Origin of the sequence: Alteromonas sp. KUL150, assembly GCF_009811475.1 — a bacterium.
GTDB lineage: Bacteria > Pseudomonadota > Gammaproteobacteria > Enterobacterales > Alteromonadaceae > Alteromonas > Alteromonas gracilis.
Map to the genome: position 1 here is coordinate 71,078 of NZ_BLIJ01000068.1, position 17,080 is coordinate 88,157.

The 17,080-nt window shown below is 44.6% G+C and carries 12 protein-coding genes and 1 pseudogene; 9 read left to right on the top strand and 4 right to left on the bottom strand.

Annotated elements, in window-relative coordinates; translation table 11 throughout:
- Positions 1 to 16: 16 nt before the first annotated feature.
- From GVO62_RS16265 to GVO62_RS16285, 5 genes are all read left to right on the top strand, one after another.
- Entirely contained in the window at positions 17 to 2,002 is a 1,986-nt protein-coding gene (locus GVO62_RS16265) for a class I adenylate cyclase (protein WP_159120137.1), read from the top strand.
- Positions 2,003 to 2,260: 258 nt separating this feature from the next.
- A complete protein-coding gene (locus tag GVO62_RS16270) occupies positions 2,261 to 2,653 on the top strand; it encodes a BlaI/MecI/CopY family transcriptional regulator (RefSeq protein WP_159120138.1) in 393 nt (130 codons plus the stop codon).
- Positions 2,646 to 3,887, top strand: coding sequence for a M56 family metallopeptidase (locus GVO62_RS16275; RefSeq protein WP_159120139.1), 1,242 nt, complete (start codon positions 2,646 to 2,648; stop codon positions 3,885 to 3,887). The genes GVO62_RS16270 and GVO62_RS16275 overlap by 8 nt, the downstream gene beginning before the upstream one ends.
- 314 nt (positions 3,888 to 4,201) lie before the next feature.
- Positions 4,202 to 4,792: a DUF2780 domain-containing protein gene (locus GVO62_RS16280; protein ID WP_159120140.1), complete on the top strand. Its 591-nt coding sequence runs from the start codon at positions 4,202 to 4,204 to the stop codon at positions 4,790 to 4,792.
- A gap of 130 nt (positions 4,793 to 4,922) precedes the next feature.
- Complete coding sequence (locus GVO62_RS16285; protein WP_159120141.1) at positions 4,923 to 8,519, top strand: DUF748 domain-containing protein; 3,597 nt, start codon at positions 4,923 to 4,925, stop codon at positions 8,517 to 8,519.
- Between the two features lie 115 nt (positions 8,520 to 8,634).
- Here GVO62_RS16285 and gloA read toward each other — a convergent pair whose 3' ends face one another.
- Together gloA and GVO62_RS16295 are read right to left on the bottom strand one after the other, a co-directional pair.
- Complete coding sequence (gene gloA, locus GVO62_RS16290; RefSeq protein ID WP_159120142.1) at positions 8,635 to 9,183, bottom strand: lactoylglutathione lyase; 549 nt, start codon at positions 9,181 to 9,183, stop codon at positions 8,635 to 8,637.
- A gap of 266 nt (positions 9,184 to 9,449) precedes the next feature.
- The gene (locus GVO62_RS16295) at positions 9,450 to 10,196 is read right to left on the bottom strand and encodes a DUF1456 family protein (protein ID WP_159120143.1); all 747 of its coding nucleotides are present in this window, start codon (positions 10,194 to 10,196) and stop codon (positions 9,450 to 9,452) included.
- A 258-nt stretch (positions 10,197 to 10,454) separates the two neighbouring features.
- Between GVO62_RS16295 and GVO62_RS16300 the strand changes: the two genes are divergently transcribed.
- From GVO62_RS16300 to GVO62_RS16310, 3 genes are read left to right on the top strand one after another with little or no spacing between them, the layout of a single operon-like run.
- A complete protein-coding gene (locus tag GVO62_RS16300; protein WP_159120144.1) occupies positions 10,455 to 10,952 on the top strand; it encodes a (2Fe-2S)-binding protein in 498 nt (165 codons plus the stop codon).
- Complete coding sequence (locus tag GVO62_RS16305) at positions 10,952 to 11,977, top strand: FAD binding domain-containing protein (RefSeq protein WP_159120145.1); 1,026 nt, start codon at positions 10,952 to 10,954, stop codon at positions 11,975 to 11,977. The genes GVO62_RS16300 and GVO62_RS16305 overlap by 1 nt, the downstream gene beginning before the upstream one ends.
- On the top strand, positions 11,964 to 14,162 hold the full coding sequence (locus tag GVO62_RS16310; protein WP_159120146.1) for a xanthine dehydrogenase family protein molybdopterin-binding subunit: 2,199 nt from the start codon (positions 11,964 to 11,966) through the stop codon (positions 14,160 to 14,162). Before GVO62_RS16305 ends, GVO62_RS16310 begins: the two co-directional genes overlap by 14 nt.
- A gap of 105 nt (positions 14,163 to 14,267) precedes the next feature.
- On the opposite strand, the pseudogene GVO62_RS16315 reads toward GVO62_RS16310, so the two are convergent.
- Positions 14,268 to 14,381: pseudogene (locus tag GVO62_RS16315) on the bottom strand (dienelactone hydrolase family protein); the annotation flags it as partial.
- 114 nt (positions 14,382 to 14,495) lie between these two features.
- Between GVO62_RS16315 and GVO62_RS16320 the strand changes: the two are divergent.
- Positions 14,496 to 15,053: a PepSY domain-containing protein gene (locus GVO62_RS16320; RefSeq protein ID WP_159120147.1), complete on the top strand. Its 558-nt coding sequence runs from the start codon at positions 14,496 to 14,498 to the stop codon at positions 15,051 to 15,053.
- Here the strand turns inward: GVO62_RS16320 and GVO62_RS16325 are convergent.
- Positions 15,048 to 16,937, bottom strand: coding sequence for a TonB-dependent receptor (locus tag GVO62_RS16325; protein ID WP_236547208.1), 1,890 nt, complete (start codon positions 16,935 to 16,937; stop codon positions 15,048 to 15,050). The two genes, GVO62_RS16320 and GVO62_RS16325, sit on opposite strands and share 6 nt — an antisense overlap.
- Positions 16,938 to 17,080 lie beyond the last annotated feature (143 nt).

The following is a 17,080-nucleotide window of genomic DNA, read 5'->3' on the forward strand; positions in this document are numbered from 1 at the left end:
AGTGTAGATTGACATAATGGCAGCGCCACAGACGCTCTCAGTTAAGCAAAACCTTACAATACGGTTGTTGCGAGTTCTCAGGTATAATAAGTCGCGTATCGAACGTGCACTTACCCTTATGCCTGAAAAGCACAAGCCACTTTTTCACGTTTTACCTTTTCTAGTGCACGTTAATCACGAAGCGCTTCCTGGCTATGTAGCGCCGCTTCCATCAGGTGAGAGTGTTCCTTTCGGGATAAATAATTACTCGTTCCGAAATGATATAGAAAAAGCTTTATTACGTTGTTTTCCCGCGCAAAGCCACTTGTTTACCGAAGTAAAACAGATTTGGCCACGGCAACGCGCTATCGATGCACTGTTATTGATGGGCAGTGTGGGAACCATTGCACAAACCGACGACTCAGACTTTGACTTTTGGGTCTGCATTGATGGTAAGCAATTCACGGCAACGGAACTCTCGTTATTACAGCAAAAACTTACCGCAATTGAAGAATGGGCAGATGAACGCTTCGGTATCGAAGTACACTTCTTTTTGTCTGAAATTGATAAAGTAAAAGAAAATGATTTTGGAATTGCAGAGGGTGAAAGTGCCGGTTCAGCCCAAGCATTATTATTAAAGTCTGAGTTTTACAGCACAAGCATTGTGGTAGCTGGTCGAGCGCCTTTCTGGTGGCTAACCCCGGATAAAACGTCTGACAAGCAGTATGGAGCGATTTATAGCAGTTTAGAAAAAGGGGGTTCGCCCGACCTAGACTGGTTTATGGATTTAGGTAACGTAGAAAAGTTAGACGCCAGCGAGCTATTCGGTGCTGCGATTTGGCAGCTTGGAAAAGCCATGGACTCCCCTTTTAAATCCGTTCTCAAAATGGCGAAGCTTGAGGTTTATCTGGCCAATATTAACGAAGGTCAGCCCTTATGCAACATCTTAAAAAGGCACGTTCACAGGGCTAGTGAAGCACCAGGGCATGTCTCTGAAATTGATCCCTACTCATTGATGTTTGACGAGCTCATCGCTCACTACAAAGCTCATGGGCAAGCCGAAGACGTTGCCGTTTTACAGCAGTGTTTATACTTAAAGTGTGGCTGTGCACTAAGCGAGCCGCTTTTTGAAGACGAAAAACCTAATTTTAAGCGCAAAATTATGGCGTCTTACGCCAGGCAGTGGGGCTGGAGTCGCAAGGATCTTGCACATTTTGATAATCAGCAAACGTGGAATTTCAGTGAGCGAGTACAGCTAAGCCGACGAATTCATCGGTTTTTGTTGAAGTGTTATCGCCGTATTTCAAAAGAATTAGGCCACTATCAACAGGTCATGGACGAAAAAGACATGACGGTTTTGGGTAGACGGCTGAGCACATACTACGCTAAAAGGCCCGACAAAATTGAGTTTTTAAGGCGAGCTTTTGACGAAAGCTTGTATTGCGATACCGTGACGATTGCCATGCGTCAGCTCAAAAACGGTGACGAGGTGTGGTCGGCCTATGCAGGAGACCTTCTTAGCAAATCAGGCATTATCGACGAGTCGCAGAAAATTTATCAAGCGCCCAGCGCTATCGCGCTAATGGTGTGGTGCGTTTCAAGTAAGATTATCGACACAAATACGAAGGTGTTGCTCGACTATAATTATGGCGAAGTCAGTGAGCTAGATTTAAACGACCTACTTAAACATTTGTGTAAGTACTTGCCACCTGTCAAAGTGGCCTCATTACCTCGAAATGACTTACTCGCTCCCGAAAGGATTACGGCATGTTTTGCCGTGGTTAACTTTCCTACGCTTAGACAAAAGGCAACAGTCGAGGACGTGTCTATTCTTTACGCTACGTCTTGGGGCGAAACCTTCCTTAAAAACGGTCAAGATGTACTTGATACCCTGTGGTACGAGTTACAGGAGGTCACCCCAACTCCGCCCTGCTATGTCATGGTCCCACGAGGAAACCAACAAGCCCGAATTTTGGGTGAGTTTCTGGAAGCCAATGAACTTAGCTTTACCGTTCTGTACTGAAAAATTAAAGGTACCTTAGGCTTCAACTGCCTCTATTTACTTCTGGTCTTGCTTGTTACTCTCATTCATTTTGTCTAACTACTTTCTTATTTGCACCATTGTGTAATTTAAAGGCCCCAAGTCTATACGAAAAGGCAAGGTGCCCCACTCTTTGAGACAGCTCTAAAAACACGCAAAAAATTCTTGCACTTTAAAATTACAAGTGTAATCTAAACATATCGACTACAAATGTAATCAAACAAAAAAGATGTTACTACTATGAGCAACATGCAGGAAAAACCTGAAATTTCGAACGCTGAATTTGAAGTGTTAGACGTACTGTGGGACGACCATCCTGCAACCTCAAATGACGTTGTAGTACGGCTTAACGATAAAAAAGATTGGCATGAAAAAACAGTAAAGACGCTGCTTGGCCGGCTGGTAAAAAAAGGCGTGTTAGGGTTTGAAAAGCAGCAACGCCAATATCTCTATTACCCGCTCATTGCGCGCGAGGATTATACAAGGAAAGAAACGACAAACTTTGTTAGTCGCTTATTTAAGGGCAAAATCGCCCCTATGGTTGCCGGTTTTGCCAATCAAAACGCGCTTTCTAAACAAGATGTGAGTGAACTGAAAGCCCTTATAAAGGAATGGGAACAGAAAAATGATTGATTGGCTCATTGCTCAACAAGGCGTTTTATCGCTAGCGCTTGGCTTACTGATTATATGCGAGCACTTTTTTACTAATAAGATTGGCGTTTCTCTTTCATATAAATTGTGGGCGTTAGTGCCTGCGTGCTTGATTGTTAACAACCTTCCCATGTCGTTAGTGAGTATTCCATCGAGTGCCTTCACTCGATATGTGGTTGGTGTAAAGCCCACGCTTGGCGCTGACAACTTTGCAACCTGGTTTACTCTTTGGGCGATAGGTGTGACCATTATTACTACCTATGTGTTGGTCCATCACATCGCAACGTGGACTTCTATTTCAAAGCGCCACGCATTACACACCAATGCGTACTATTCTAGCAAAGCGCCCATGCCCATGTTGTTTGGTTTTATCAAACCCAAAGTACTTATCCCCTTCTCATTTAAAAGCACGTTTTCAGTAAAGCAACAAGCCTTGGTGTTAGAACATGAAAACGTACATCGCAAACACTATGACCATCTTTGGAATACCTTAGCGCTTATTCTCGCCATTCTATTTTGGTTTAATCCCCTCGTTTGGCTAGCACTGAAATCCTTCAGAATAAATCAAGAGCTGGCATGCGATAACGCGGTACTGAAACACAAAACAGACAAAGAAAAACTCACCTATGCAAAAGCACTTGTGCAGTGTGCTGAGCATTGTTCAAACGCCCTGCACCGTACTATGGGGCTATACCCAACCTTTGGAGAAAAAAGGACTATGATCAAACGATTAAACGCCATCAAACAACCTATTCAGAGCAGTAAAGTACTGGCAGCAGGGATGCTTTCCATTGCCGCGCTACTGACTGTAAATACAGCATTGGCAAATTCACCTGTACCGTCAGCTAAAGCTGAAAATAACATTAACATGGCGTCACCTGTAAAACGTGTTCCACCCGCTTACCCGGAAAAAGCGGCACAAAACAATGTAGAAGGCTTGGTTGTGCTTTCTTTCGATATCACTGAAACCGGCGCGACCGATAACATAAACGTGGTCAAATCGAAGCCAGCAGGTGTATTTGATGAGAGCGCTAAAGTTGCCCTCAAACAATGGGAATACAAACCGCGTATTCAGGGCGGAAAAGGAGTAAGGCAAACGGGGCTTCTCGTTCAGTTAGACTACCAACTTAGCGCCAGCCTTGATACCGCGAGTATTGAGAAGAATGCCCTCCCAGACGCAGAGCGCATAATTATTCCACCCAAACAAAGCAAGTAAGCACGAGACTTGTCAGAATACTAAAAGGAGCGCACCGCTCCTTTTAGTGTTTTGTCTAATTAACTTAATTGCTGTCTGATTTACACTTATTTTAGTATCACTACTTTCTAGCTATGCGAGGTTTAGTGAAAGCGTAAAGTGCCTTTACATTTCATCTAAAGAAAATACCTCTGCACTACGGTAGAATACGAGTACTCATTTATCTTCTTTATTCTAATTTATGGACGGCTTAGATAATCGATAGCTAATTATCGGCCATCACATTGCGCTAAGAGGGGCTTTTACTCCCTCGGTGTACAACAAGGAAATTTATTATGAACCGCTTCACTCTAGCTCCCGCAATTCTTGCCCTTGCGTTTGTTACACCAAACGCAAATGCCAACATCGAGCAGCTCAAAGGTCTTTTAGGCGACAAGAAAGCTGACTCGACTGTTACTTCTAGTAGCCTGACTGAAATGGCGACAAGTGCTGCGTCTGCTATCGACTTATCCAGCCTAGTAGACACAGTCTCTAACACTCTAAATGTATCTGAAACGCAATCAGAAGGCGGTATTGCATCTATCATGAACTATGTTCAAAGTAACCTTTCTAGTGGTGACTACGCGCAGCTGGCGAACAGTATTCCTGGTATTGATGGGCTTCTTGAGAACGTGCCTTCACTTAGCAGCGATACGGCAGCAAGTTCTAGCTCGTCATTATCAGGCTTACTTAATAAGGCATCTGAATATAGCTCTACACTTAAATCTGTAAATGATTTGAAGCAACAGTTTGAGGCGCTAGGCCTATCAACGGATATGATTGCCAGTTTTGCCACGCAAATCAGCTCATACTTAAATGTAAATGCCGATGAAGAAACACAAGCGCTCTTTAAATCTGGCCTAGATAATTTGCTAACGGCTCTGTAATCTGTTGAAAGCGTATTGAGATGTGCTGTGTGGCATAAATCAATACGCTCTAAATTTTTTGCAAGGTTGTACTTTTGCTAATAGCGACTTTGCTCATCTTTTCATACTCAATTACGCAGCCTAATCGTCTATGCAAAACGCAATATCTTGGTTTTCAGCGAAACCAAAGTGGTTTCGAGTTTCTACCTACCTTGTCCTTTTCTATCTTACCTATGCCCTTTTTTTAGGTGTAGTGGCTCCTGCGGTGTTAGAGGCAAAGTTACCTTATCTAGTAAAAGAAAATACAGGGCGAAGTGCTGCTGTAGAAGATATTGCTATAAACCCCTTTCTGTTGAAATTAGACATTACTGACTTTGTCGTCTATCCAGAATCTAAGCCATCAGCGCCCAGTATTAGTAACAAGGAGAGTAAAAAGAGCAATGAAAGTGATACCAATAATACAGCGGTAAACAATCGTTTTTTTAGTGTAAATAGTATTTCGCTAGATATTGGCTTTTGGAAAACACTGTTTACTCTCACACCTGCGATTGAGTCATTAAGCATCAATGCGCCATACGCAAAAGTAGCACGTTTAAGTACCGATAAAGACACGCAGACGTTCAACTTTTCTGACATCCTTGCTCACCTTGAGAAGCGCAGTACGCAAGATAAAAATGATAAGGAAGACGTATCTCAACGACAGGTCCCTCGAATAACACTAGGTCAGTTTTTACTAAGCGACGGACATATTGTTTTAGAAGACAAAGTTACCGATACCTTGCTGGATTACCCAGAATTGAACGTGGCACTGCAAGACCTAGATACGCATGCTGTGATCAGCGTTAACGATAGCGGATCAATCGACATCAACGAGCAGGATGTAAGCACAGCTTCTTCGGGTAAAAACGCAAATACCGAGAAAAACAACTCGCGAGACAAAAGCCAAGCCGCGTTTAATCAATATCAGTTTGATTTGCTCACCACCGATAGAGGCAAAATTTCCATCAAGGGTGAGTTCCAACTATCTCCGTTTAAAGTTACCACCGACGTTGCAATAAGTGACGTAGCGCTTACACCGCTTTGGTCGCTATCAAAACATTTGATAGAAGCGACACTGGTAGACGGTAGGGTTAGTCTAAGCCTTCAGGCAAAAGCCTTTGAAGAGGGAGATGCGTTTCAGTTTTTACTAGAACGGGGTGAATTTGCCGTCAACGACTTGGTGTTTAATGCAACCACATCATCGAGTGCGCCAGATAGCGCTAGTACCTCGAAAGAGATCCTCGCCATACCTGCATTTGCTATTCACGACATAAGCGTCAACGGTGCAGAGCAGCAAGTAAATATTGCTGAAGTTTCGCTGAACGATATAAGGGTGTCTGGTTTATTTAATGAAACCGGGCTAGATCTACAACGCCTGTTTTCACCTAAAGGCCTCGCTTCCTCTACATCGCAAACGAGCACCAATACAAACACCGATGTCCCTTCTGGGTCTCAAATAGAGGGAGAAAGTGCTGAGCAAGTAGGTGTAAGTGAATCACCTGAGGCAAACAACAGCATTCATGCAGAGACCGTCTTACCTGCACCAACAGGCGAGGGAATGCATACAAAAACACAAACTAACAATAGCTCTACGGCGTTGACCAAAGAGTCCACGTGGCAGGTTGCGTTACAAAAGTTCGCGTTCAATAACGGCACCATTGATATGCTAGAACGAAGTGTAAGTGATGGCACCTATTACAGAGTTAGTCACTTCAATATTGAAAGCGGTGAAATCACCACTGACTACTCTAAGCCCATTTCTTATACCACAAGCCTGGAAGTTTCTGCCGATACCCAGTCCTTTAGCAATACGTCAAAAGGCACTATAACAAGTAGCGGAAGCCTAGTTATTGCAGAACAAGCGGTGACAGGCAAAGCTGACATTGAGCAACTTGTGCTTAATCAATTCCAACAATATGTTTTCCCCTACGCCAATGTCACCCTTGAAAAAGGACTACTTAATCTGAATGTTGAATTTGACGCTGTAATGGGTGATGAGGGAACTGATACATTAAACGTTAAGGCTAGTACGAAGGTGACCGACTTAAGCATTCTGGATGATGCGAAAGAGCCGTTGTTGCAATGGCAGTCGTTAATGGTGGACGATATCAATTTTAACCACGCTTTAAACCAGCTAAGCGTAGACAATATTCAGTTACAGTCCCCCTTCGCTCGACTCATTATCGATGAGGCTAAGCAGACCAATGTGAGCAAGCTAGTTGTTACTTCGAAAGACAGCAGCAATGCAAAAAAGCCTAAAGGTAATAACACTGATAGAAAACCTGCCGACGTACACTCAACAAATTTACGAGCACCCGCACCTAGTGAAGAAGTGCCTTCAAACGCAGAAAAGCTCGCTATTGCCGTTAATGCAATATCAATTGAGAACGGTAAAGCCTATTTTGCTGACCACTCACTAACACCAAAATTCGCGTCGGCCATAGAAAGCCTAAATGGGAAAGTATCGGGCATCGACTCCCGCTCAGACACGCCAGCTAATGTGGATATCACTGGAAAAATAGATAACTACGCACCAGTAAAACTAGCGGGTACCATTCACCCGTTAAAAAGTGACCTAGACCTAGATTTAAACTTCTCAGTAAAAGGCGCTGAACTTACTTCTGTTAACCCCTATTCTGGCACTTACATGGGCTATTACATTGACAAAGGCTTGTTGTCATTAGCCGTGCAATACAAGCTTAACGGGAAAGCACTGGAAGGTAAGAATCAAGTAGTTATCGACCAGCTAACCCTAGGCAAAAAATCTAATTCTGACCAAGCGCTAAGTTTGCCACTTGGGCTCGCTATCGCGCTTTTAGAAGATAGTAACGGCGTTATAGATTTAGGTTTAGATGTATCTGGAAACGTAGACAGCCCAGATTTTAGCTTTGGTTCTATTATCCTCAATGCTATAGGCAATATTATTACCAAGGCTGTAACCGCACCGTTTTCGCTACTAGCAAATCTGGTTGGCAGTGACGATGAGCTTGACAGTGTTGCATTTACGTTTGGGGAACACAAGCTAGATGCCCAAGCTAAGGAAAAGCTTAACACTCTAGCTGAGGCCTTAAAAAAACGCCCTGGGCTTAGAGTAAACATCGAAGGTACGGTTAATGCGGTATCAGATGCAAGTGCGCTGGCACAACGTCAGCTAAACACCACGCTTTTAACAAAAAGCGGACATATTGAACCATCTGCTATTTCAGACAATGAGAGTATGACCGCGAATACTTCTGCTGGCGGAAAAAATGAAAGTCTCAGCAAAAGTGCTGGCTCTCAGGATGAACTATTAACTGGCAGTCGCATTCCACTGGAAGGCCCATTAGCCGACGCCCTTTTATCACACTATGTTGAGGTGTTTACACCTGACCTTAATCAAGAATTTGAAAACATGATGGTGCAGCTTTACCCTGAACTCGCAAATTCAGGTGATAAAGATAGCCCAAAAAGTGCTGATGACATCAAGGAAATTGTCAACGAAGATAGTGTAAATCGCGCATTAAGCATTGCGCGATACAACAAACTACGCAACAGCATCGATATTTCAGAAAGTGAATTAATTCAACTGGCTGATGCGCGGAGCAAAGCAGTAAAGCGTTATTTAGCTAACGAAGCTAACGTTGAAGCGAACCGTTTATTCTTATTAAATACTCAGCACGACTTACATACTGAATTTAGCGGTGTAGAGTTAACCCTTGAGGCGAATTGATAAACAAAAAGGGTAGCCGACTTCCATGGGCTACCCTCGTCTAGTGATGCTTTATTGAAATTTTCGACTAGCTAAGCTCTGCGAGCAGCACGCGAGAACCTTCGAAATCTCTAAGCTACTTTTTCAAATGCGGCGCACAAGATTCAGCAACTTTTGATGCGTCGAAAATCTCAATCCAGTAGCCGTCCGGGTCTTTAATAAACGCTATACCTTTCATAGAGCCATCATTAAGGCCTTTTTGAAAAGGAACGTCTAGAGATTCGAATCTGGCGCAGGCTGATTCAGCATCGGGTACATGAAAACCAATGTGACCAAAGCCCTTAGGTTCAGTATTGCCATTGTGGTAGCTAACCGTTTCTGGCGTATCGCCCCAGTTATGGGTTAATTCAAGCATTGCTGGGCGACCAAAAGTTTGCTGGGTACGCTCATCGGTATCGTCGGAAATATCAGAAAAATCGTCACCTGCAGCCAAAAAATAAAGGCTAAACTTCATTTCTTCAAAATCCAACCGCTTAATGAGTGTCATCCCCATTACGCGAGTGTAAAAGTCCAGCGAGCGCTTAGGGTCTGCAATGCGCAGCATAGTTTGATTGAACACAAAGCCTTGGGTAGCAGCATCTTTCTCTTCATACAGGCCTTCGGCTTTATCGAAATGTCGGCTCATAATTTTTCCCTTTTACTCTATTGAAATGAAATTAGTTATTTTCGTTTTTGACTTCTTTTGCAAAGCTAATTACTTTCAACACAAACTCGTCGGTATCAAATACCGGATCGCCGTGGCGCTTACCTTTAACGAGGAACAACGCGTTTGGCACGCCAAATTGGTCTAAATGGCGACTTAATAATTCGCTTTGCGAAGCGGGTACTACACCATCATCAAGTCCGTGGAAAATAATAAAAGAATGAAGATCATCTAACGGTTAACTTTATTCACCGCTTTTTAGCAGGTAGCTCGCCCCACACAGATGTATTGGTTTGCTTTTTGCCTTTCTGAGACTCATCGTTAACACTTCGGCTAACTGCGCTCTCAACCTTTTTAGGAGGTGATGCCACAACGCCTTGTTTATTTGTATGAGGTTTGCTGTCGTTTGGTTTACCGTTTTTTGGCGTAATCTCTTTCGGTTTGATCTCTTTAGGCTTATTAGCACCCGGCGCACTAGTGGTTGGCTTTTTAAGGCTTGTTTGCGCGCTGCGACCAGCGCCAGTTGAGTCAGGTCGATATTTTTTCACCATGCCCTGCAGCAGGTTGCGAACGACTTGGTCGCCGGCAGGTTTGAAATTTCGGTGGTCAGGCTTTCTGAAAAACGCAGATAGCTCACCCTTGCTCATCCTAAAGTCTGCGAGTTTAAGCACGGCAATCATATCTTCATCTTTATAACTCATTGCAATGCGAATTTTGCGCAGTACTTCATTATTGCTCAGACGCTCTTTAGGCCCCAATTCTTGAGGATCCTGTCCTTCTTGTCGACCGCGATTTTTAATTATTAGCCCGTCAAGAAATAAGGAGATAATTTTATCGCGACACGGAAGGTACCCTTCTTCGCCCTCTCGCTTCATCACAGCATGTAAATAACCTATCTCCATGTCGTAATTAACCAGTTTAAAAATACTAATAGCGGCAGTGTCATTTATGGCTAAAGCGTAACGAAGGCGACGTAAAACATCGTTGTGGATCATGTATATAGGCCTGATGTGAAATTGTGAAAAAGGGATGTGGCAGTAATAAAGCGCAGAACAAAATGCTTTGAGTACTTATTTTACACCACTTAGCGCGAAGCATCTATCGCCGCTTTCTTCGTTTTGAAGGTAAAAACAAAGATTAAATTACGTTCGAACTTAAAACTAAATTAATGTTCGCGGCGTAACGATTGGTAATTTCTTCTCGCTTAATTCACTGGAGTACCGAATTGAGCTCATTGGTAAAAGGACACATCCATGGCAACACTGAACTTAAACGGGAACGATGTTAGTCTTCCCGACGACCCTCGAACAACGCTTCTCGACTTTCTTCATCAACATCTTTCTCTATTTGGTACAAAAAAAGGATGCGATCATGGCCAGTGTGGTGCATGCACTGTTCTTGTCGATGGAGAGCGCGTCAATGCATGCTTAGTTTTCGCTTTTCAACTAGAAGACTGTGAAGTTACAACTATTGAAGGTATTGGACAAAACGATAACCTTCACCCTCTTCAGCAAGCGTTTATTGAAAGAGATGCTTTCCAATGTGGATACTGTACTTCTGGGCAAATCTGCTCGGGCGTCTCTTTGCTGCAAGAATTAAGAAATGGCGATCCGAGCGCCGTGTCTTATAGCAGTAAAGTTTCATTAAAAGAAGACATCAGCGAGCGTATGAGTGGCAATCTATGCCGATGCGGCGCTTATCCCAATATTGTCGACGCTATAACAGACGTGATTGCACTGGAGAGACAATAATGCAGCCCTTCGATGTCCATCATTTTAACGACAGCACCCCACTAAATACGTTTCCAACAGCAAAAACATCACGTTTTTTAGCCGGAGGCACAAACTTAATCGACCTTATGAAGCTGCAGGTAGAAACACCTAAAACGCTTATTAGCTTGGCTAAATGGAAAAGTGCGAACGCTATTTCCCAAGATGATGCGCACTACCATATTGGTGCCATGGTAAGCAATTCTGACTTGGCTAAGTTTGCCCATTCAGAGCCTTCGTTGTCAGTATTGTCTCAAGCGCTTTTAAGTGGCGCCACAGTTCAGTTGCGCAACAAAGCAACAACCGCTGGAAATTTGCTTCAGCGCACACGCTGCTATTACTTTTACGATACAACCAAAGCGTGCAACAAACGCGAGCCCGGTTCAGGTTGCACAGCATTAAACAGCATGAACCGGATACACGCGATATTTGGAACAAGTGACAAATGCATTGCCACGCACCCTTCGGATATGGCTGTTGCGATGATAGCGCTAAATGCCGTCGTGAACACACAGCTACCAGATGGCACTGAACGGAAAATCGCGCTGCGAGAATTCTATCAGGCGCCCGGCGATTCACCTCATATCGAAAACGTTCTTCAAGACGGTGAACTCATTACGCACGTTAGTATTGAGAAGAAAGAAAGAGGAACGCAGTATTATCATAAAGTTCGAGACCGCTCATCGTATGCCTTCGCACTCGTGTCTGTGGCAGCGGGACTGACAGTAAAGGACGGAAGAGCTTACAATGTGAATCTTGCCTTTGGTGGCGTGGGCACTACACCTTGGCATCCAGAAAAAGCAATTCGTGTTTTAGAAGGCGCAGAAATTTCACCCGAGGTTATATCGCAAGCAGCAGACGCTGAGCTTGCTAGCGCCAAAGTATTCGGTAGTAACGACTTCAAACCGTTGCTGTTGCGCCGCACTTTAGAAAAAGTGCTTATGGAAATATTTACTCATCAATCGGACCACCCACACCACGAAGGAGCATTACATGACAACGCCTAATTCGAAGATAGTGGGTTCAGCGGTCAATCGTATTGATGGCGTTCAAAAGGTCACCGGACAGGCAAGATACGCTGCGGAACAAATGAGCGAACATAAACCACTGGTAGGCTGGATTGTTGCAAGCGATAAGGCCGTAGGTAAAATTATCTCGCTTGAAACTGGCCTTGCTGAACAGTCTGAAGGGGTTCACGCCGTTGTTACCTATAGAAATGCGGGGCCAATGAAGCCTTTTAGTAAGCCTCAAGATGAAGGCCGGTTTACTCAAAGCCGAGCGGTATTGAATGAACCGTATATTCGACATTTTGGAGCACCAGTCGCCCTGGTGATTGCTGATACGCTAGAGCAGGCTCGCTACGCGGCAAGCTTAGTTGACTATACCATTGAAGGTCAAACACCTGAGCTTCTCACACACTTTGAGGGCGCAACCCAAGTACCGGATTCATTAGACGGTGGGTTCGAGCCTGATGCCACCAGCGGGAATAAGCCTGACAATAGTGACGTGAAAACCTCGGTAGACAGTACCTACACCACACCGTCTCAAATATCAGCGGCGATGGAACCCCATGCTACTGTGGCAGAATTCAAAAACGGTAAGCTAGAAGTATTTACCAGTGTGCAAATAATTGCCCCTGCGGTTCAAGCACTTGCTGTTACCCTCGAAATGGACCCAGATGATATTGTGGTTCAAAGCCCTTTTATTGGTGGAGGATTCGGCTCCAAATTGGGTTTACATTACGATGCAACCTTAGCCTGCATTGGCGCAAGGTACGTAAAGCAAGCCGTTAAAGTGGTGCTGAGTCGACGCCAAGTGTTTTACAACACGCCCCATCGAGGTCATAGCACGCAACAAATGACCCTTTCCGCGAATTCAGACGGCGCGTTAGTAAGTATTGTGCACAAAAGCGCAATGCCCAAAGCAAAAGGCTACGAATTTGCAGAAGCAACGGGCGCTGGTGCCCGAGTCACTTATCAATCTCAATATATTGAAAGCACGCATAGAGTAAAAGACGTTGATCTACCGCTTATTGACTCAACACGTTCACCTGGTGATGCTATTGGCTCCCTTGCCTTTGAATCGGCTATTGATGAGCTTGCACACGAAGCTGGTGTCGACCCCCTTACCTTTCGCTTAAATAATTTACCGATAGTTCACCCGATGAAAGGAACCCCATTTACCAGCCACAATCTGGGTGAGTGTCTTCGTCAGGGCGCGCAACAGTTTAAGTGGCAACACAAGCCTCAGCCTAGCAATGGCAAAGTAATTGGCCACGGTGTGGCCAGTGCAATGCGTATGAATGTATTTGTCGAGAGTTCAGCGCAAGTTGAAATAGATGATCAAGGCAAGGTGACCGTGCGCACCGATATGACCGACATAGGCACTGGTACCTATACCATCCTTGCGCAGATTGCCGCCGATGCGCTACAAACATCGGTAAACAATGTAACCGTGCAACTTGGCGATAGCCGTTATCCGGCCTCTTGCGGTTCGGGCGGTTCTTTTGGTGCAGCAAGTACAGGTTCTGCGGTTAAAAGAGCCTGTGAGGCCCTTATTGACTCAATACAAAGCCAACTCCCGGCCGAGTTATCTAACGCCAAACTTTTTGTGGAAGAAGGTAAGATTAAGGCAGCAAAGCCCAACGCAGAAGATTCGGCAACACCATTTCTTATCACAGATTATATTCCTACGAATACATTTCCAATTTCGGCGACAGGTAAAGTGTCTGAGGATGATACTAGCGACGATGAGCAATACTCATGTGGCGCGCACTTTGCCGAGGTAGAAGTAGACACCTATACCGGCGAAGTAAGGCTTCTTCGTCAATACGGCATGTTTAGCGCAGGGCAAATTTTAAACATCAAAACAGCCTCTTCTCAAATTAAAGGCGGTATGGTGTGGGGAGCAGGCTACGCCCTCACTGAAGGTATTCATCACCATGAAGATAGTGCTAGCTTCGTTAACCCAGATTTTGGTGAATATCACATTGCTGTGAATCGAGATGTTGCTGAGGTGAACTTAGATTTTCTTGAGGAGCCGGATTACGCCGCATCACCTGTAGGGGCAAAAGGTATTGGAGAGCTAGGCATAACCGGTGCAGGCGCTGCCATCGCTAACGCAATATTCGATGCAACAAAAGTAAGGGTGCGAGACTTTCCTATTACCATGGACAAAATTATAAGCGGATAGCCATTGGCGTTTTGAAATTTGTAGGCGTTTTAGCAAGAAATGCCGAAAGCAGTAATATCAAAGCGGCCTTAGCGGGCCGCTTTTTTATGAACTATTAAACAGTAGCTAAGCCAAATGCTGCTTAAAGAAGGCTATCGTACGTTGCCAAGCTAACTCTGCATCATTCGGGCTATAACGGCTAGTTGAATCATTGTGAAAGCCATGCTGAACCTTCGCATAACCTGCTCTGTTATCCGTTTAAATGCGCAAACCTAGCGCTGGAGTGTTTTTACTGACAGCGCCGTTTCCCGTATAGTTGTGTGTGTTTTCACTCTTTGTTTTAAGTGTTGGTTGATGTCGGGTTCCTTTCGCAAATACGGTCGTAAATACAGTCGCAGTATTCATTTGTGGCTCTCGCTTGTTATATTTATCCCCGTTATCATTGTTATCGCGAGTGGCCTTTTACTTCAGGTTAAAAAGGAATTTGACTGGATCCAGCCACCTACGCAAAAAGCGCAGCACGCAGATCGTGGCATTCCGACTATCTCGTTTGAAACCCTACTAACCTCAGTGCAGCAAGTCTCCGAGGCAAACTTAAAAACATGGGAAGACATTGACCGGCTAGACGTGCGTCCCGATAAGGGCATCATAAAGGTCCGAGGTAAAAACCATTGGGAAGTACAGCTTGATGCTCAGACCGGTGCAGTGCTTCAAGTGGCGTACAGACGAACAGACACCATTGAAGCTATTCACGATGGAAGTTGGTTTTTTGAAGGCGCAAAGCTCTGGCTCTTCTTGCCAGCGGCCATTTTACTTTTTGTACTTTGGATAACTGGGCTTGTGATGCTAATCACCACGTTGAAAAGCAAATACCGCAAAAAGAAACACAGACGAACGCTCAGTAATCTATAGCAAATAGGTTATGGCTAGCTGAAGGCTATCGCCTTGTGCAAACGCTGCTCTGTCATCTGCACTGGTAAAATATTGCTGGTTCGTGAGATTGGTCCAACTGGCTTGAAGTTGTACGCGCTCACTCACTTGCCAATGGGCGCCAAAATCTACTGTAAATACGCTATCAAGCGCCCGTTCTCCGTTTGCTACATCTGTTTTACTTGCACGATAAGCTAGCACTGTAAAAAAGCGCACATCGCTCCAATTTAGGCCAATATCGACTCGCTGATTATGGGGAGGAATATCGGCAACCGTGTTCCCTAGGTTATCTTCGCCCGCTATCCATGCACCACTTATCCTTGCGTCAAACCTTGCATCTTTCGATTGCCAGTTAAGCTGATAGCTCGCCCCTTTGATCGTAGCAGTATCAAGGTTCACGTATTGAAGAATCTCTTCAGAAACCGTGAGGCGTTCAATGTAGTTATCAATTTGCTGATAAAAAAGCTCCACCGAACCCTGAAGTTGTTCGCTACGATAGGCCAGCGTAGCTTGCGTATTAAGCGCTTGTTCTGTATCCAGCGACATATTTCCTAGTACAGTACCGCGAGGTGTTTCCCCTGCGAAAAAACGCTCCGTAAGCGTTGGATTTCTAAATGCACTAGAGAAGTACAAGCTTGCGTTCCAGTAAGCCGACAACTGATAGTTAGCGCCCGCATAGGCACTTATATTTTTTGCAGTTACGCTGCTTTTTACACCCGCATCATCCGACTGGCGCTGCCAGTCTATCCTTGAGCCTACTGCAAACGAGGTCTTTGTGTACTGTCGCGATGCATCGAAAATACCTGCTATGTTTATTTCGCTGGCATCCAGTGTTCGAACCTCATAGGCTAGCTTGGCTATTGGCGAGCCCCCATTAAACGCAAATGGAAGGGCGGTAAGACCAAACTCCCTTTCGTCAGCCACCACGCCTTCACGGCCAGAAACTTGGAGTTGAAAGTTTACCAACCAGCGCTGCCATGCCATATCACTTTTTACATCAAAGCCATAATCGAATGCGTTATTTTCGCTGTTATTAATTCTGCTTGAGGGGCGCAATACTGAAGTTTCTAAGCGTGACTGATGCCACCATACGTTGCCTGAAAAATCGCCGCCTGCAAATGCGAGTTTACCCAACCAGTGACGGTTATCTGGGTAGGCTGTTATCCTGTTTTCTGGATAATCACTGCTCGACTTTCCAATATCGTTGTTATCAGAATAAAGCGTCCACGCTTCTTTGACTATTCCACTTGAAGGACTGTGGCGTAGATAAAATGCGGTTTGCTCGAACTGATCGAATAATGAATTTTCCTTACCATCACTGCCATTATTTGCATTGCGATGGGCAATATTCCAATCGGTGTTCTCAACATTACCTGCATAACTCACCGTCTTCATTTGTTGGTTACTACTATAACCACCTTGTACATAGGAATGTTGAGGAGCATCCATATGCAGGTTCACCGCACCGCCTAATGCACCCGAGCCAAAATAAGTAGAGGCAGCGCCGGGTAAAACAGAAACAGAAGAGACAAAACTTGGAGGAATAAAACCTATGCTTGAGCCCGCCCGTCTGTCACTCACAATTGGTACACCATCTAACAGAGTTTGTATACGCCAGCGAGAATAACCGCGAATACTGATACTTTGTATTTGCCCGCCCTGGCCATTTAAAGAGATGGATGGAGATTGCAATAAGACGTCATTGGTATGCAGTGGTGTTACTAGACTACGTTTATCGAACTCGTACTGCGGAAAAATGTTTGACAGCGTTTCGTCATAATACGGTCGCACAGCTGTAACGGTATAGCGCTCTAGCGTCTGAGGTTCATTACTTTGCGCGTAGCCTAGAGGTGAGGCGATAAGCAAAATAAAGCCTAAACCAAAAAAGTAAGATGACAACGGCGAACTGTAAGATGTAGAAAATTTAAACGCGTGGATAGTAAGCCCTGTAAAGAATAACGAAAAAAACGTTGAGAAAAACAAAAGCACTCTCATCAAGTAGCAAAAAG